17 protein-coding genes are annotated in these 17525 nt (G+C 43.9%); 8 read left to right on the top strand and 9 right to left on the bottom strand.

Annotated features, from left to right (window positions below; translation table 11 throughout):
- Window positions 1–26: 26 nt before the first annotated feature.
- From FTV08_RS01295 to sdsA, 3 genes are all read right to left on the bottom strand, one after another.
- Entirely contained in the window at window positions 27–629 is a 603-nt protein-coding gene (locus FTV08_RS01295) for a phosphatase PAP2 family protein (RefSeq protein WP_004645802.1), read from the bottom strand.
- A 152-nt stretch (window positions 630–781) separates the two neighbouring features.
- The gene (locus tag FTV08_RS01290) at window positions 782–2830 is read right to left on the bottom strand and encodes a site-specific recombinase (RefSeq protein ID WP_017398024.1); all 2049 of its coding nucleotides are present in this window, start codon (window positions 2828–2830) and stop codon (window positions 782–784) included.
- Window positions 2831–2845: 15 nt separating this feature from the next.
- Window positions 2846–3823, bottom strand: a complete 978-nt coding sequence (gene sdsA / locus FTV08_RS01285; RefSeq protein WP_180086324.1) for an All-trans-nonaprenyl-diphosphate synthase — start codon at window positions 3821–3823, stop codon at window positions 2846–2848.
- A gap of 444 nt (window positions 3824–4267) precedes the next feature.
- Between sdsA and rplU the strand changes: the two genes are divergently transcribed.
- The 8 genes from rplU to FTV08_RS01245 all read left to right on the top strand — a co-directional run bounded on the left by rplU (window position 4268) and on the right by FTV08_RS01245 (window position 10732).
- Complete coding sequence (rplU, locus tag FTV08_RS01280; protein WP_004280640.1) at window positions 4268–4579, top strand: 50S ribosomal protein L21; 312 nt, start codon at window positions 4268–4270, stop codon at window positions 4577–4579.
- 19 nt (window positions 4580–4598) lie between these two features.
- The gene (rpmA, locus tag FTV08_RS01275; RefSeq protein WP_004280639.1) at window positions 4599–4853 is read left to right on the top strand and encodes a 50S ribosomal protein L27; all 255 of its coding nucleotides are present in this window, start codon (window positions 4599–4601) and stop codon (window positions 4851–4853) included.
- A 247-nt stretch (window positions 4854–5100) separates the two neighbouring features.
- Entirely contained in the window at window positions 5101–5796 is a 696-nt protein-coding gene (lolA, locus tag FTV08_RS01270) for an outer membrane lipoprotein chaperone LolA (protein ID WP_004280638.1), read from the top strand.
- Between the two features lie 169 nt (window positions 5797–5965).
- Complete coding sequence (locus FTV08_RS01265) at window positions 5966–6715, top strand: RsiV family protein (protein WP_044108571.1); 750 nt, start codon at window positions 5966–5968, stop codon at window positions 6713–6715.
- Window positions 6716–6827: 112 nt separating this feature from the next.
- Window positions 6828–8099 carry a serine--tRNA ligase gene (gene serS, locus FTV08_RS01260; protein ID WP_004645799.1) on the top strand — a complete coding sequence of 424 codons (1272 nt, stop codon included), beginning with the start codon at window positions 6828–6830 and terminating at the stop codon, window positions 8097–8099.
- Between the two features lie 73 nt (window positions 8100–8172).
- Window positions 8173–9555, top strand: coding sequence for a siroheme synthase CysG (cysG, locus tag FTV08_RS01255; protein ID WP_005252594.1), 1383 nt, complete (start codon window positions 8173–8175; stop codon window positions 9553–9555).
- 128 nt (window positions 9556–9683) lie between these two features.
- Entirely contained in the window at window positions 9684–10160 is a 477-nt protein-coding gene (locus FTV08_RS01250) for a tRNA (cytidine(34)-2'-O)-methyltransferase (RefSeq protein WP_044108572.1), read from the top strand.
- Between the two features lie 89 nt (window positions 10161–10249).
- Window positions 10250–10732, top strand: coding sequence for a hypothetical protein (locus FTV08_RS01245; protein WP_004731902.1), 483 nt, complete (start codon window positions 10250–10252; stop codon window positions 10730–10732).
- A 68-nt stretch (window positions 10733–10800) separates the two neighbouring features.
- Here FTV08_RS01245 and FTV08_RS01240 read toward each other — a convergent pair whose 3' ends face one another.
- From FTV08_RS01240 to rpoD, 6 genes are all read right to left on the bottom strand, one after another.
- Window positions 10801–12192, bottom strand: a complete 1392-nt coding sequence (locus FTV08_RS01240) for an APC family permease (RefSeq protein ID WP_004280630.1) — start codon at window positions 12190–12192, stop codon at window positions 10801–10803.
- 267 nt (window positions 12193–12459) lie between these two features.
- Window positions 12460–13644: an iron-containing alcohol dehydrogenase gene (locus FTV08_RS01235; protein ID WP_004280629.1), complete on the bottom strand. Its 1185-nt coding sequence runs from the start codon at window positions 13642–13644 to the stop codon at window positions 12460–12462.
- Between the two features lies 1 nt (window position 13645).
- The gene (locus FTV08_RS01230; RefSeq protein WP_004645797.1) at window positions 13646–14179 is read right to left on the bottom strand and encodes a hypothetical protein; all 534 of its coding nucleotides are present in this window, start codon (window positions 14177–14179) and stop codon (window positions 13646–13648) included.
- A 74-nt stretch (window positions 14180–14253) separates the two neighbouring features.
- Entirely contained in the window at window positions 14254–14913 is a 660-nt protein-coding gene (lipB, locus tag FTV08_RS01225; protein WP_044108702.1) for a lipoyl(octanoyl) transferase LipB, read from the bottom strand.
- 151 nt (window positions 14914–15064) lie between these two features.
- Window positions 15065–15352: a YbeD family protein gene (locus FTV08_RS01220; protein ID WP_004280625.1), complete on the bottom strand. Its 288-nt coding sequence runs from the start codon at window positions 15350–15352 to the stop codon at window positions 15065–15067.
- Window positions 15353–15465: 113 nt separating this feature from the next.
- Window positions 15466–17400 (bottom strand): RNA polymerase sigma factor RpoD, encoded by a 1935-nt coding sequence (gene rpoD, locus FTV08_RS01215; RefSeq protein WP_224215688.1) that lies wholly within the window; start codon window positions 17398–17400, stop codon window positions 15466–15468.
- Window positions 17401–17525 lie beyond the last annotated feature (125 nt).

Below are 17525 nucleotides of genomic sequence, written 5' to 3'. Positions count from 1 at the left end.
CTAATTAGATTTATATCTAAATTTTCTTATTTGTGAGCCGCGCAATATCTGATCCAGACCATATACCACAACGAAATCCAAATAAAACTGATACTCCAGCCGGATATGACATCTGAAGGAAAATGTACGCCCAGATAAACTCTTGAGATCCCCATCATCAGCATCCATACCACTGCACCGATCACGATGAGGGTATAACGGGAATGTTGCCGATGGATGTAAATTGCCAAACAAGCCAGACAAGCCGCATATAGACTATGGGCACTTGGAAAGGAACTTCCAAAGCTTTCAACCAGATGCAAGGATTCTGGTGGTCGGGGTCGGGCAATTGCAAATTTCAACAGCCAAGCTAGGAGAATTCCTCCGATAATTCCGATACATATAAAAATTGCGTTTGTATACTTTTTATACCACAGCAATGCAATACACCATAGTGTGGATAAAAATAATACAAATGGCATGCCACCTATTAGGGATAAGGACTGAGTAATTTGATTCCAAAACTCGGTGCGATACAGACTCATCCATTCCACAGCTTGCAAGTCGAGCTCGTTTAAAGCGGGAATATTCAGGATGAACACACTGAAAATTAAAAATAAAATACCGACAAAAAGTAACAAGTAATGCATGCCAAAAATCCTTGTCCTTTTAACCGTTCGCAGATCGGCCAATTGTCTGAACCAAAGTGTACTTGTCAGTACACTTTTTTTCAAGTGTGCGTATTTTATGCGAATTCCATTTTTTTCGTAAGGAATTTGTTGCTAAATATAGTGTAATTATCTCAGTTTTGAGTTTTTGTCGATGTATGATTTTCGTCAATTTCAATGCTTTGCTTGGGTGGCCAGAAGAAATCACTAGGTCGGGTCAGGAAGTGCGTCATGACCAGTTTTGCCAAAGGTTTCCACTGTTCAAAACGCACCCGGCGTGCGCGTAAGGCTACAATAATCGTCAGAGTGAAACTGACAAACAAGTTGGTCAGGCCAATGAGTAACACACCCAGAAAAGACACTACGATCAAGCCGATATCGGGACCATTGATCGTAATCAGGCCCTGAATAAAGTTGGCAGAGGCAAAGGCAATATGACGAATATCCAGCGGCAGACCGAGAATAAAACCAATGGTGCCCATACTGCCGAGCATGATTCCGAAAATAAAATTACCGGCCAATGCACCCAGATTGCGTTCGATATAATCAGCAAAACGGTAAAGACGCTCTTGCCCCATCAGCTGCGATAAACGCACATGGGCTTTCAGGCGCGGGCCGACCTTGCGGTAAACGGCCATATTGTCAAAATAACCGGCCAATAATCCGGACAGGAATAAACATACTCCGGCAATCGCTGCATGTGGAATCGCCAATGAAGTAAACGGATTCAGGTCATGCAGGGTTTTGGCAGCCTTGGCATGATTCATTAAAGGTTCATGCAGCGCAAAATCCCACAGCAGGGTAATCAATGCTGCTACGGGAATTGCAATAGAAATATTGCCCAAAATGGCGACAAACTGGGTGCGGATGATATTTACAATCAGCGCAGCCAGCTCGGCAATTTGAGCCATTTTCGAGCCTTTACGCTGCTGTACGGTAGCAGCCAGTGCAGCGGCAGTCATCGCCGGTTGTTTGGTTGCCACGGTAAAATGCAGCACATGAATCAGCATAAAACCTAGCGAATAGTTCATGCTATAGCTAAAGGCCTGCATCAAAGGGGCCATGGTGAGGCGTGTCATCAGAACTTTTAAGGTGGCCATCGTCGCGATGATGGCACCAGCACCTGCAGCCGATTTATACATGGCCAGAAAGCCTTGTTTGTCGGTACTCACATAATGCTCACCGGTCTTGCTGGCATTTTCAGTTACCTGTAAAGCCAAAAGTTCACTATTGGTGGCCAGCAGAGCCCGTACACTGCGTTCGCTATAAATTGCTTCAGTAATGTCCGCCATAAATAGGCCAATGGATTGATAACGCAGATCATCGTCATCCATGACCATATTGAGCAGGATTTCGACCCGTTCCAGACACTGTTCTAGCAGTGCCAGCATATAAGTCAGGCTGACACTGACGCCAGTCCGCTTGGTAGAACGGCGAATCTTGGCCACGACATCATGACATTGTTCCAGCATCACCAGCGCTTGTGATGCATCGGGGGGCGTGATCGAATCGACCAGGGTGACTGTGTTATAGCGCTTTTTATATTCCTGAATAAACTCGTTAATCTCACGATTCTGCACCAGAAAAGGAGATTCATATTCCATCAGTTCAGGCTGGGCATTAATAAATTCAGGGTGCAGACCAATACCACTGATCCGGTAAGACAAAATGGTCAATGCCTTGATCAGTTGGTCTTTAATTCGGGTTTTTTCAGGCTGATTGGAATGTCCCTGATTCAGGACTGAAAATAAACGTTGCCAGTCATCTTCATCAAAATAATCTAGCCAGTATTTATCGGTACGCTGATAAAAAACCTTGCGGAATAATTCCTGGAGTTGCTGATGGTCGGGAATCAGCGGTAAGACATGCGCGCCAAGGCGCTGATTCAGCTGGTTCCAGAACCCATCCAGAGATAAAATACCGGTATCGGAAAACAGACCGGTTTGTTTATAGCGGTTAATGATCCGCAGGGTAAAGGTTTGAAGCGTGGCAACCGCATTCGGGGTGAGTAATAAAGCCCGGATAAATGCATTGAATTTCGCTTCGATCTCTTCGGTATTTCTGCTGTCTTCAGGTCTGATTCTTTCAACCAGTTCAATCAGAAGATTTTCATCCAGCACCGCCCGAGGTTGTTCAAGCTGGTGTTGCATGTTTTGAAAAAGATCTAGAAAATTAATATGCATAGGCGAGTTTAAAAGTTACTGAATTCGGTGTAGGGCCAGTTTGGCCAGATTAATCAGGGCCTGACGATATTCGGAGTCAGGTAATGCCTGTAAGGCATCAATTGCAATTTCAGTTTCTTCTGTAGCACGTTGACGGCAATAATCCAGCGCACCAGATTCATTGACAATTTGAATGACCTGTTCCAGATGTTCCGTACCGCCAGTCGCAATACTGCGACGGATGATTTCATGTTGCTCACCGGTGGTGTTTTTCAGTGCCGTAATCAATGGCAGGGTCGGTTTACCTTCCATGAGATCATCACCAATATTTTTGCCGAGCGTGTCCGCATCGGAGGTGTAATCTAAAATGTCATCAATAATCTGGAAAGCATTGCCGAAATGTCCGGCAAAGGTTTTTAAAGGCTGACGGAATTCATCTTTATCCGACAAAATGGCAGCACCTTCGGTGGCCAGTTCAAACAGGCGCGAAGTTTTGCCATGAATAATATTCAAATAAGTCGCTTCAGTGGTTTCCGGTTGATGCTGGGATTGTAGTTGCAGCACTTCACCTTCAGCAATTTCACAGGTACCGGTCGAAAAATCTTTGAGCAACACCATGTTGTTCAGATCGACCAGCAAATCAAAAGCACGTGAAATCAGAAAGTCACCGACTAAAACCGCAGTCTGGTTATTCCAGGTCGCATTGGCCGTCGGGCGGCCACGGCGCAGGCCAGACTCATCCACCACATCATCATGCACCAGTGTTGCGGTATGCAGCATCTCAATGATTGCAGCCAGTTTGCGGTGCGGTTCTAAATTTTCAGCACCACACGCCTTGGCGGCCAAAAGGCACATAATCGGGCGCATACGTTTGCCACCCGCTTCTACCACATGTTTGCTGACAGCCATCACTAATGCAACTTTTGAGGTAATTCCTTCATTAATGAATGTGTCCATCGCAGCAAAGTCGTTAGCAACAGGCGCGAGAATGTCTTGCTTAAAGTCGATGGTCATGTGAAAGAAAACCTCTAGTCTGGTAAATCGCTGGGCGTAGTTTAACAATTTATAACATGAGTGAAACCTAAGAAATGCATAAACTCCACTAAAAATCAGCTTTTTATAGATCTTATGTAGATTCGATCCATATTTCGAGCCATAAAAAATCAGGAAAGGTCAGGGCATCGCCCTATTCGTCAGGCTGAGTATATTAATCAAACTGGCCGGATTTCTGCTGTATTATTTTGTTGCTGAATATATCTTGAGTATTTGATTTGATAGAAATTATTTAATAGTTAAATAATTAGCGCATCCTGCTCATTATTATTTCAGTAAAATGGCTTGTTGTTTTTTTGAATATCCCTTAAAATCCTCGCCCTTAGATATCCCCCAGTGGCGTACGTCTTAAGTTCGATATATTCCTTTATCGGCACGACGACACGGGCTTGTTTGGAGTACATTATGTACGCAGTAATCCAAAGCGGTGGTAAACAGCACCGTGTAGTTGAGGGTGAAACCCTTAAAGTAGAATTATTGAAAGCTGAAACTGGCGCGACTATTACGTTTGATGACGTATTGATGCTTGTTAACGGTGAAAGCATTCAAATCGGTGCTCCAGTTGTTGCTGGTGCTACTGTAACTGCTGAAGTAGTTAGCCATGGTCGTCACGACAAAATCCGCATCATCAAAATGCGTCGTCGTAAACACTACCGTAAACAACAAGGTCACCGTCAATGGTTCACTGAGTTGAAAATTACAGCTATTTCAGGCTAATTACGAGGAGTAAATAGACATGGCAACTAAAAAAGCCGGTGGTTCGACTAAGAACGGTCGTGATTCGAATCCTAAGATGTTAGGTGTTAAAGTTTACGGTGGTCAAACTGTAACTGCAGGTAACATCATCGTTCGTCAACGTGGTACTGAATTCCACGCTGGTCAAAACGTTGGTATGGGTCGTGACCATACATTATTTGCTACTGCTGATGGCGTAGTAAAATTCGAAGTGAAAGGTCAATTTGGCCGTCGCTACGTATCTGTTGACGCGTAATCCGCTGAGATAGAAAAAAAGCCCACAGTTATTGTGGGTTTTTTTATGCCTGAAAATTAATAGGCAGATTAAGCGACATTCCATAATGTAAAAATTGTCCTGAAATCTTCATAATGATGAACAAAAAAACCGATTTCGAATTAATAACAATACAAAAGTTCTTATTTTCTATCATTTTAGCTTTTAATTTTCGTTTAAGATGAGTTATCAAATAAATTGCGATTACGCAAAATATAAAGGTGAAATTATGAATATGCTTCGTAAAACCGTCTGTGCTATGGCTCTGGGTGCAGTGACTTTAGCACCGGTGATGAGTACAACCGTGTTTGCTGCACCTGTGGCAGCTTCGGAGCAACAGGCAACAGCCAGTTTGGTCAAGCAGCTCAATCATGTGCGTAGCATGACTGCAAATTTCGAACAAAGTACCAAGGTAACCAACCCGAGAGCGACCCAGAAAAAAGGTTTGACTGCACAACATATGAATCAAACCTTTAAAGGGGTGATGAAAGTCGCGCGTCCGGGTAAATTCTATTGGGAAACGACCGCACCGTCGAAGCAAGTCATTGCAACCACGGGTAAAACCGTATGGATTTATGATCCGGACTTGCAGCAAGCCGTTCGTCAAAGCTTAGATGAGCAGGTTGCCAATACGCCGGCCTTATTGCTGTCAGGAAACACCAGCCAGATTATGCAGTCTTACCGGGTGACTCAGCCAAATAAAGGCAAAACCTATTACACGCTGTATCCTAAAAATACCGATGGTGTGTTTGAAAGCCTGACCATTAGCTTTGGCGCGAACAAAGCACCAAGCTTGATGATCTTGCAGGATTCATTGGGACAAACCACCAATATCAAATTCAGTAATGTAAAAGTAAATAGCAGTATTCCAGCCTCTACCTTTAACTTTACTCCACCAAAAGGTACGGACATTATTGATCAATAAGCATCAATATGAACCAAATAAAAAAGCAACCTTTCGAGGTTGCTTTTTTATTGCCGATCATCAGGATTATTTTGGACAGGCTACAAGGTTCAGCTATATCTAAACAGGAGAGCATCTTAGAATAAATAAAAGTCGAGTCAATGAAATTGTAAAATTTTGGGAGCTCAGGATGAAAATTAATCTATTGAAAACTGCTGAAATTTACGCTGTCTTGTTACTCACTGTGGGTATGATGGGTTGTCAGCCTCACTCCAGCTCAGTGGCAACGCTCGCGCAAACAGATCGGGTTGTGCAAATTGAAGCCAAAACCGTTCCAATTAAAGGGGCAGCCAAAGTGGTGTGTGAAATAGAAGGTTGTGTACGCTTTGATCTACAGACGGTGGACAGCAATATTGACTGGATTAATCAATATTTTATTGAGCGTATTCAGCATACTGAACCTGTTGCATTCACCAAATTCACCCAGAAAAATCCTAAAAAAGCTGATGAGCCGCATTATCTGGATCAGCGCTTTATCAAGGTGGAATTTGTCGATCAGCGTGCTTATCTGGCGACTTTTGCCTTAAAAAGTTCCAATCTGGCAAGGAATAAAAATGCTTCTCTGAAACATGTGGAATATATCAATTTTGATCTAAAACAGAAAAAACGTTTGGCCCTCTCTCAACTATTATTAAATGGCGGTGAGCAGAAACTGCTGAATGCAATGTATCAGGCCAATACTCAATGGCTGAATACGCAAGGGATTCAACAACAGCAGTTAAAACTGAGTGATAACTATTATTTTGATACAACAGGTCTGGTGATGGTGTATCCGGCAGGCGAATTAGCTCCCGCAGCAACAGGAATGCCTGAATTAAAAGTGTCCTATGTGGATTTAAAGGAAGTGATTCAGCCTGAATATTTAGCCATTTTGCAGTAAGAAGCTTCCTAAATATTGTGCTAATAGGACGCAGCCAGGGTCATGGTCACTGTATTTTTTGACGTTAAGAGCTTACACTATAGCCAGTTTTTTTCTTCTGCAAAGATTGATTATGATCGACCCGAAATTACTCAGAAATAATATTGAGGCTGTAAATGTAGCCTTGGCAAAACGTGGTGTTCAACTCAATGTTGAAGAGTGGGCATCCCTAGAAGCACGCCGTAAAGAGATTCAGTCCAAGACAGAAACACTGCAAGCTGAACGTAATGCCGGTGCCAAACAAGTCGGTCAAATTAAAAAAGCAGGTGGCGACGCATCTGAAATCATGACACGCATGTCTGCGATTGGTGATGAAATCAAAGCAGCTGAAGCAGCACTGGCTGAACTGCAAGCTGAGCTTGAAGAAAAATTATTATCTATTCCAAACTTGCCAGATGAAGCTGTGCCTGAAGGTAAAGACGAAAGCGATAATGTGGAAATCCTGAAATGGGGTACACCGCGTGAATTTGATTTCGAAATCAAAGACCATACGGATCTGGGCGAAATGATGGGCGGTCTTGAATTTGAAACCGCGACCAAATTAACTGGTTCACGCTTCAGTGTATTGAAAGGTCCATTGGCGCGTTTACAACGTGCCATTACCCAGTTCATGCTAAATACGCATACTGATCAAAATGGTTATACCGAAGCCTATGTGCCTTATCTGGTCAATGCAGATTCATTGCGTGGGACTGGTCAGCTGCCTAAATTTGAAGAAGATCTGTTTAAGCTGCAGGGCGAAAAAGAGTTTTATCTGATTCCAACTGCTGAAGTGCCAGTGACGAATTTCGTACGTGATGAAATTATTGATGCAGACCGTCTGCCACTGAAATATGCAGCGCACACGCCATGTTTCCGTAGCGAAGCAGGTTCTTATGGTCGTGATACCCGCGGTTTGATCCGTCAGCACCAATTCGACAAAGTCGAAATGGTTCAGATTGTAAAACCTGAAACTTCGATGCAAGTGCTTGAAGAGTTGACTGGCCATGCTGAAGGTATCTTGCAAGCACTTGGACTTCCATATCGTAAAATTTTACTTTGTGGTGGTGACATGGGCTTTGGTGCAACCAAGACTTATGACTTAGAAGTTTGGGTACCAAGCCAAAATACTTACCGTGAAATTTCATCTTGTTCAAACATGGGTGATTTCCAGGCGCGTCGTATGAAAGCACGTTACCGTGCTGATCAGAAGAAAACTGAATTTGTACATACCTTGAATGGTTCAGGTCTGGCCGTAGGTCGTACTTTACTTGCAGTGATGGAAAACTATCAACGCGCTGATGGCTCGATTGAGATTCCTGAAGTATTACGTCCATATATGGGTGGTGCGACTTATATCGACTAATTGTCGATCTCAACATCCCTAAATGTGCATGAAAATTGCATAGACAGTCAGATTTAAAATTTTGAGGTAGTTCGTGGATATTTTTCCAATCTCGTTAAAGTTGCAACAGCAACCTTGTCTGATTGTCGGTGGTGGGCATATTGCATACCGTAAAGCACTTTTACTTCAAAAAGCAGGTGCGATCATTCATGTGATTGCGCCTGAAATTGAAGAGAGTCTGCTGCGAATTGTGCAAAATAGCCAAGGACAATATGTCCAAGCTGCTTTTCATTCTGAAGTTGCGTTACGTTCATATCGACTGGTGATTGCAGCGACTGACGATGCGGAGACCAATCGTCAGGTCTTTGAACTGTGTGAAGCGGAAAATGTCCTGGTCAATAGTGTTGATGATCCGCCGCATTGCCGGTTTATGGTGCCAGCGATTATTGATCGTTCGCCATTGGTCATTTCGGTGGCATCGAATGGTACGTCGCCCGTGTTATCACGGCAGATCCGAACTCAGCTTGAAACGACTATTCCGCATGGTATGGGCAAGCTGGCTGAATTTTCAGGAAAATGGCGCAGTGCGGTTAAGGCTAAAATTGTCAATCCGGATGAACGCCGTATTTTCTGGGAAGATTTATATGCCAGTTCGCTAAAAGAACAGGTGTTCAACGACAATATCGCGGAAGCAGATCGCCTGATTGAGCAGGCCTTACAGGAATGGCAACAGCCGAAAGGTGAAGTCTACTTGGTCGGTGCGGGTCCGGGTGATCCAGAATTGTTGACCTTAAAAGCCTTGCGTTTAATGCAGCAAGCCGACGTGGTCATTTACGACCGACTGGTTTCAGCGCCAATTATGGAGCTGTGCCGCCGCGATGCGGAAAAGATCTATGTCGGTAAGGCACGTTCCAATCATGCGGTTCCGCAAGATGGGATTAATGCCTTGTTGGTGAAATATGCCAGTGAAGGAAAGCGGGTTTGTCGTCTGAAAGGCGGAGATCCATTTATCTTCGGGCGTGGCGGTGAAGAGATTGAAGAGCTATTTGCTGCTGGAATTACTTTCCAGGTGGTTCCAGGGATTACCGCAGCTTCAGGATGTTCAGCCTATGCCGGTATTCCATTAACCCATCGTGATTATGCGCAAAGTGTGCGTTTCCTGACCGGTCACTTAAAAGAAGGTTCGCCAGAATTGCCTTGGAGTGAGTTGGTCTATGAAAACCAGACCTTAGTGCTTTATATGGGGTTGGTGGGACTGGAGAAAATCTGTGCAGAATTAATCGCTCATGGTCAGCGAGCCGACATGCCAGTGGCCTTGGTTTCTAAAGGTACGACGCCTGAACAGAAAGTTGTAGTAGGAACGCTTGCTGATATTGCATCCAAAGTGTCCGAACATCAGATTCAAGCCCCGACTTTGACCATTATTGGTGAAGTTGTACGCTTACGTGAACAATTGCAATGGCATGAGCGAGGATAAGCAAAGCACTGCTTTGCCCGAGCGCAAGACGAAGGCTGTGCCTGAAGTAAGAGGATAAGCAAAGCACTGCTTTGCCCGAGCGCAAGACGAATGTCGTATCTGAATTAAATATATTAAGTGAGTAAGCTGTGATCCACGTTGTTTTATATGAGCCTGAAATTCCTGCAAATACAGGCAATATCATTCGTCTGTGTGCCAATACCGGAGCACAGTTGCATCTGGTCAAGCCGCTGGGTTTTGAACTGGATGACAAAAAACTGAAACGTGCCGGTCTGGATTATCACGAATATGCCAATATGCAGATTTGGGAAAATATCGAAGACTGTCTGGCTGATCTGGCAAGTAAAGGCATTGGTCTGGATGCAATCTATCCATTGACGACTAAAGGTTTTGAAACGCCGCATACTTCGGATTTAAACCGTCCTGTGGCCTTGTTAATGGGGCCGGAAACTCGTGGTCTGCCTGAACATGTTCGTCTAATGTTTCCGCAAAAGCACTGGATTCGTTTACCGATGGCAGAGAACTCCCGAAGTTTGAACCTATCGAATGCCACAGCAGTGATTGTGTATGAAGCTTGGCGTCAGCAGGGTTTTAAAACGCTTTAAGCTGATATTTGTAGTAATTCTAAAAGCTGCCTTTGGGTGGCTTTTTTATTTTGTGTAACAAATAGATAAACTGCTTTTCACTTCATTGTATGCTTGAATTTATAACTTTATCAAATATAACAAAAGGTGCAGCTTTGAAGCCTCTAGTAAAACTTGTCATCGTATGTTGTCTTGGAACTGTTGCGGCTTCCGTGAATGCGGAAGAGGGCAGTGCTGCCACATCGGCAACAAAGGAAGTTCAACCCATTACTCAAGCGGAAATACAGCAGGGTTTGCTCAACATGCAAAAACGCTTAGATACGCGTATTGAAAAATGGGGGCAGAGCTTGGATGCAGATGATTTTCAATGGACCTGGCGAGGGCGTAAATTAAAGCCCGCCAAGCGTGAGGAAGTCTGTGATATTTTTCAGGATGTCGTGGATGAAATGTATCAACTGGCTATCAAGAATAAAGCCCGTTTAGGTCCGGAAGAGCAAAAGTTATTGTCTAATCGCAGTCTGTTTATTGAGAAACTGGGTTATGAAAATAATCGGGTCAATACCCAGATGGGTTTTGATTGTTATTTACATTAGTAAAATCAAAACATGACAGACATAAAAAAGGCGCATGAAGCGCCTTTTTTATTTGAATTGAAACGATATTATTTATCGTCAAATTCATTGTGCTGAGGAGCTGGGTGCTTGAAGCCTTTAGTTTTATAGCCCAAGTACAAGATACCGCCAAATGCCCAGATCAGACCGTATTTAAGCGAAGCTTCATCGACTTCTAGCCACAATGCAAATACTGAAATGAAGCCAAGTAAAGGAACAACGACAAAGTTCATGATCTCTTTAGCACTCTTGGTACGACCATCACGTAATGCATAACGTGAAATCACTGACAAGTTGACGAAACTGAATGCAGTTAAGGCACCAAAGCTGATCAAAGACACCACAAAGTCAAGATCCATAAAGCCAGCAGTTAAAGCCACTGCACCAGCGATTAGGATGTTGTAGGAAGGTGTGTAGTTTTTCGGGCTAATATGACCGAAGATCTTCTTGTTGATCACGCCATCACGACCCATCACGTACATCAGACGTGATACACCCGCATGTGCTGAAATACCAGAAGCCATGACTGTCACAATCGCGAAGTAAAGTACGACTGTCTTAAACGCCACGCCACCGACAGCTTGTAAAATATCCGGCTGTGTTGCAGCGATATCTTCAAAGTAAGTTTTTGGATCATTCGGGAAGAAGATCTGCATAAAGTAAGTACTGATGATGAAGATGATACCTGCCAATAATGCAGTCAAGAAAATCGCTTTAGGTAAGGTTTTCTCAGTATCTTTGGTTTCTTCAGCAAGAGAACTTAAGGAGTCAAAACCTGTGAATGAGAAGCACAGTAAGGTTGCACCGGTAATCAGGGCAGCAACAGAAGTAAACTCATTCCAGAATGGCTCTAAACTCCACAGTTGGTACTTTGCATCGACCAGTGTGCCGTCTGCATTTACGCCACCTTCCAGAAGTTGGTAAACCATCCAGGTGAAGTATGCAATGACGCCCAATTGTACGAATACAATCATACTGTTGAAGTTGGCAACAAATCTCGCACCACGAAGATTAATCGCGGTCATAAAGGCGGTTAAACCAATGACCCAAACCCAATGGTTCATGTCTGGGAAAAGTGCTTCCAGATAAATCACCGCCAGGATGATATTGACCATTGGCGATAACAGGTAATCCAGCAAGGATGACCAACCCACCATGAAACCTACGTTCGGGTGGATGGATTTTTGCGCATAGGTATAGGCCGAACCCGAAGAAGGGTAGCGACGAATCATATGACCATAGCTCAAGGAGGTTAACAAAATTGCAATCAGTGCAAAAATGTAAGAGGTAGGAACGTGGAAGTTACTTTCTTCAGATACCAGACCAAATGTATCAAACAAGGTCATGGGTTGAATATAAGCTAAACCAATAATAATGATGTGCCAGAGTCCCAGCGTTTTTTGCAGTTTAGCTGCCGATTGAGTCCCAGAGATATTAGTCAACGGCGTTATCCTCTTAATCGTTGATCAAGGATCAGTCATATTTATAAGGATCGTTTGAGACGAACGATCCCCCCTACAGTTTTCTATAAAAGTCCGCCAATCTACTTGAAAAGAACGGCTTTTGCTAGCTATTTTTTTGACTTTTGTCCTGCATAAAATGTGCCATTCAAAAATAGAAATCGAATTTTTTCTTATGCAAGATAAAAGCCTGATGTTTAAAAAAACATCAGGCTGGAATTTCGGCTATATTGGCTTATTTTTCAGTAATTACCAAGCCTTTTTTAAGATAGATTTTAAATCTTCCAGGGTAGCTTCTTTCGGGTTATAAATGATGGAACCATCATTCAGGGCTTTCTCTGCCACTTCATCGAGCTGGGCTTCAGAAATCTTACCGGTTTCACGTAATGTGCGCGGTAATTTGGTGAGACTGTAAATCCGGTCACGCATGGTTAGAATCGTTGCAATAGTTTTGTCAGCACGTAGATGCGCCGGCGTTTGTGCATAAATATCGGCACCCGCCAAAGGCAGGAGCAGATCTGCGATTTTATCGCCATTGACCTCTTTGTTGTATTCCAGCACATAAGGCAGGAATAAGTTCATGCATAAACCATGCGGCAGGTGTACCACTGCACCCAATGAGTGCCCCAGTGAATGCACAATGCCAACCATCGAGTTGGAAAATGCAATTCCCGCCATGGTCGATGCCTGTGCCAGCTCCAGACGGCCTTGTGCATCGGAAGGGTTATCCAGCACATTAAATAGGTGGGTACTGATCTTTTTGACTGCGGCAGTCGCATAAGCATCCGAAATTGGATTGGCTGCCATGCAGGTATAAGCTTCAACCGCATGGGTCATAGCATCCATCGCGGTCATGGCGGTTAAATGCGGCGGCAAGGTCTGGGTCATGCGGGGATCCAGAATCGCAGCATGCGGCATCAGATAATAAGAGGCGAACGGCATTTTGACGTTCTTTTCAGTGTCCGACACGACAGCGACCATGGTCACTTCTGAACCTGTACCAGACGTGGTTGGAATCACAAAGAACGGTTTCAGCGGTTTAGGCAGGTTATGTGCACCCGAATATTTCAGCAGGTCATCACCGCCTTCAGAGACCAGAATATTGGTTGCCTTAGAGGTATCAATAACTGAACCACCGCCCACAGCAATGATCGCATCACAATGATTTTCGCGATACAGTTTTGCTGCACTGCGTACTGTACCCAAGCTAGAGTCGGGTGGGACGTCATCAAAAATCGCTACAATTGCAGCATCTGCCATTTCAAATGCAGCTTCAATTGGTGCCAACAAATTGTTGGCACGGACGCCTTTGTCGGTAATGATGAGCGGACGTTTGGCCCCTAAAGTCGCAAGTTCAAACGGAATATGTTCTAACGCGGCATGACCGGCAATCACTTTGACCGGACAGAAAAATTCATAATAAGGTTTAGCCATGTTATACACTCCGTTTTAAATAGGATTGAGCGATTTTTAGATAAATACTGCTCGCTTCGCTTAGTTTTTCTTTTAGGCTTAGATTGCTTGGATATTCTTTCACTGCCAGTTGTGCCACCATTTTCGGCAAAATCAGTGCTTCCATTTTATTCAGGCAGCGAACGAGGCGAATGGCATTGGAAATATCGCCATCAGCAATCATACGGTCATGGGCAAAAGCCTGTGAGGTACTTTCCTGAAAAGAAAACACCAAAAAGGCATGGTGCAGATGTTTAAAGGTAATGATCAAATCAGGTGCTTTTTCCAGATTTTTAACCAGTTCCAGTTGTTTGTCCTCAGTGACCCGCGCTACAAAGGCCGGGCCATGCGGAAAGACTTTCATGGAAAGAGTAAAATTTTCTGGAAAATGGGCCACTTCCTGTTTGATTTCTTCATCCACCTGACTTGCCATGACCAGACCTCGGCCAATCACATCCATCATGAGTTTGACATAGGCAAGCTGCAAAGCGGGTTTTACGGATTTAGTCGCAATCACGTGATGATCCCTATCTCAATATTATTAGTTTAGAGTAAATACTCTAATTTATTTGGGGCTGAAATGCAAAGGCTTTATCTTTGCTCGACAGTTACTTGCTTAAAGTACCCGCTGTGACGCAAAGTTTCAATAATTTCAGTGCACAACTGGCTGAATTGAGGCGGTTGTTCGAGCAGGTCAATCATGCGCACCATTTCCAGTCCTGCATAGCCACAAGGGTTAATGGTGTTGAATCCGCTCAGATCACAATCTAGATTTAGGGACAGACCATGGTAGCTACGGCCTTTGCGAATTTTAAAACCGAGTGAGCCGATTTTACGTTCAGCCACATATACACCAGGTGCATCCGGTTTGGCATAGGCATCAATGCCATATTTTTTTAGCAAATCAATCATCAGGTTTTCAGCATAAGACACCAGGGTGCGCACATTCCAGCCCAGACGATTCAAGTCAAACATGAAGTAAGCCACCAATTGACCGGGACCATGCCAGGTCACCTGACCACCACGATCGGTCTGAATCACCGGAATATTGCTTGGTATTAAAATATGTTCCGGTTTGCCTGCCTGACCTTGAGTCAGTACATCCTGATGTTGCAAAATCCACAATTGATCCGGGCTATGTTCATCACGGGTTTCCGTAAATGTTTTCATTTCCAGAAAACGATCTTCATAAGGTGTGAGGTCGTGATATTGACGAATGATCAGCTCGGGCTTTTGCAGCACATCAGTCACAGGAAGTGTCCTTGGTAATTATAAAAAACTGGTCATAATTATAATGATTTCGGCATGAAATAGGGGTGAGATCAGCAATATTTCATGGGTATCTTAGCGCTGCATAGGCATAAAAAAAACACGCCCGAAAGCGTGTCTTTTGTATTTTCGATTACAGTGCTGTTTTAATTAGCGGGCAAGCGGCCAAATCTGCATATACTGCATGAACCTGTTCCAGTTCCAAAAAGCGCAGTTGTGCGGTAATGGAATGGTATTTTCCAGTACGTGATGGCGTAATACTGACGCTATCACCTTCAAAATCTGGAAAATGTTTCAGAAAAATGTCGATGACAGCATGACGCAATTCATCGCCCGCAAGGCCAATCAGTTTAATCGGATAATCCATAGGGAAAACCCAAAGATGTTCTTGAAGTTCACGAGATGGTGTACGGTCTAACATGGTAGTCCCCCTGATTTGAAACGCCTGCAATCATGCAGGCGTTTGGGTTTGTCTTGGCTACTTAAATGGAGACTGATGATCAAATTTCAAGTCTCCAGAATAAGCATCAAATTTTAATCATTCTCAAGGAATGAACGTAAGTGTTCTGAACGTGATGGATGGCGAAGTTTACGCAGTGCTTTCGCTTCAATCTGACGAATACGTTCACGTGTTACGTCAAACTGTTTGCCAACTTCTTCCAAAGTATGGTCGGTCGGCATGTCGATACCAAAACGCATTTTCAGGACTTTGGCTTCACGTTCAGTCAGGTTTTCCAGAACTTCACGTGTTGCTTCTTTCAGGCCTTCAGACGTTGCAGCATCAATTGGTGACGTGATGTTGCTGTCTTCAATGAAATCACCCAGATGCGAATCTTCATCATCACCGATTGGTGTTTCCATCGAAATCGGTTCTTTGGCGATTTTCAGTACTTTACGTACTTTAACTTCGTCCATTTCCAGACGTTCACCCAACTCTTCAGGAGTCGGTTCACGACCCATTTCCTGTAGAAGCTGACGAGATACACGGTTGATCTTGTTGATCGTTTCAATCATATGTACCGGAATACGAATGGTACGGGCCTGATCCGCAATCGAACGGGTGATTGCCTGACGAATCCACCAAGTTGCATAAGTCGAGAATTTATAACCACGACGGTATTCAAACTTGTCTACGGCTTTCATCAGGCCGATGTTACCTTCCTGAATCAGATCCAGGAATTGCAAGCCACGGTTGGTATATTTCTTCGCAATCGAAATTACCAAACGCAAGTTCGCTTCAACCATTTCTTTCTTGGCACGACGTGCTTTGGCTTCACCGACGGCCATACGTTTGGCAATGTCTTTAATGCCTTTTACATCAAGGCCAAGCTCTTTCTCGATATCGGCAATTTTTTGCTGGAAGGCCAATACGTCTGGACGTACTTTTTCCAGATAAGCTTTCTGGTCTGCAGGTGTTTTTGCGATCTGCTCATCTAACCAGGCTGGATTCGATTCTTGGCCCGGGAAGCTGGTACGGAACTGGGTGCGATCCATACGGCCACGACGTACTGCATAACGCATCACTTCACGTTCTGCACCACGAATCTGGTCATGGGTACCACGAATCATTTCAGAAATGATATCGAATAGACGCGGGGTAAATTTGAACATCATGAATACAGTTGCAAGTGCCTGAAGAGCTTCTTCAGCCTGTTTGCTGTCACGACCATGTTTTTCAATAGTTGCTTTGGTATTCAGCCACGCATTTTCCAGTTCAGTAAAACGCGCTTTAGCAATTTCAGGATCTGGACCAGAATCTGCTTCTGATTCATCATCAGAATCTGCTTCTTCTTCCTCTTCATCATCGTCCAGTTTTACGTCTTTGGTCGATTTTTTCGAGTCAGTCTCATCTTCAGCAAGAACCGCTTCTTCTTCTAGAACTTCAGGAATTTCTTCATCTGATTCAGGATCTAAATAACCTGATAAAAGGTCAGCAAGACGGCGTTCGCCCGCCTCATAATCTTTGTATTCTTGCAGTACCACTTCTACCGCATTCGGCCAGTAAGCAATCGAGTGCAAAACATCACGAATACCTTCTTCGATGCGTTTTGCGATGCTGATTTCGCCTTCACGAGTCAGAAGTTCTACTGTACCCATCTCACGCATATACATACGTACAGGGTCAGTGGTACGACCTGGCTCGTTTTCTACCGATGCAAGTACGGCTGCAGCTTCTTCTTCTGCAACTTCATCCGCCGCTTCTGCAGTATCTTCGAACATCGTATCATCAGATTCAGGCGCGCGATCATGTACCGGAATACCGACATCATTCAGCATCTGAATGATGTCTTCAATCTGCTCGCTTTCTGTGATGGAGTCCGGCAGATGATCGTTAACCTCAGCGAAGGTTAAATAACCTTGTTCTTTGCCTCGGCTAATCAGAGCCGCTACTTGAGAAGTAGGGGAAGTCATATCGCTCATCTTTTGCTTACTCTTCGTTGAATCTGTGGCAGTAAAAAACCGTACAATGCTGCACGATTTAAGCTCGTTAAATTTAGTGAATAGCCTACATATTTCATCAGGGAATTCAGCATGAAAGCTGTCTGATAAAATATTTAAAATGAAATTCAGTAATTTAAGATGGGGGTGAATTT

This window comes from Acinetobacter sp. YH12226, assembly GCF_013417805.1.
Lineage (GTDB): Bacteria > Pseudomonadota > Gammaproteobacteria > Pseudomonadales > Moraxellaceae > Acinetobacter.
Note: the sequence above shows the minus strand (reverse complement) of the source record. Positions and strands in the feature narration are given on the sequence as shown.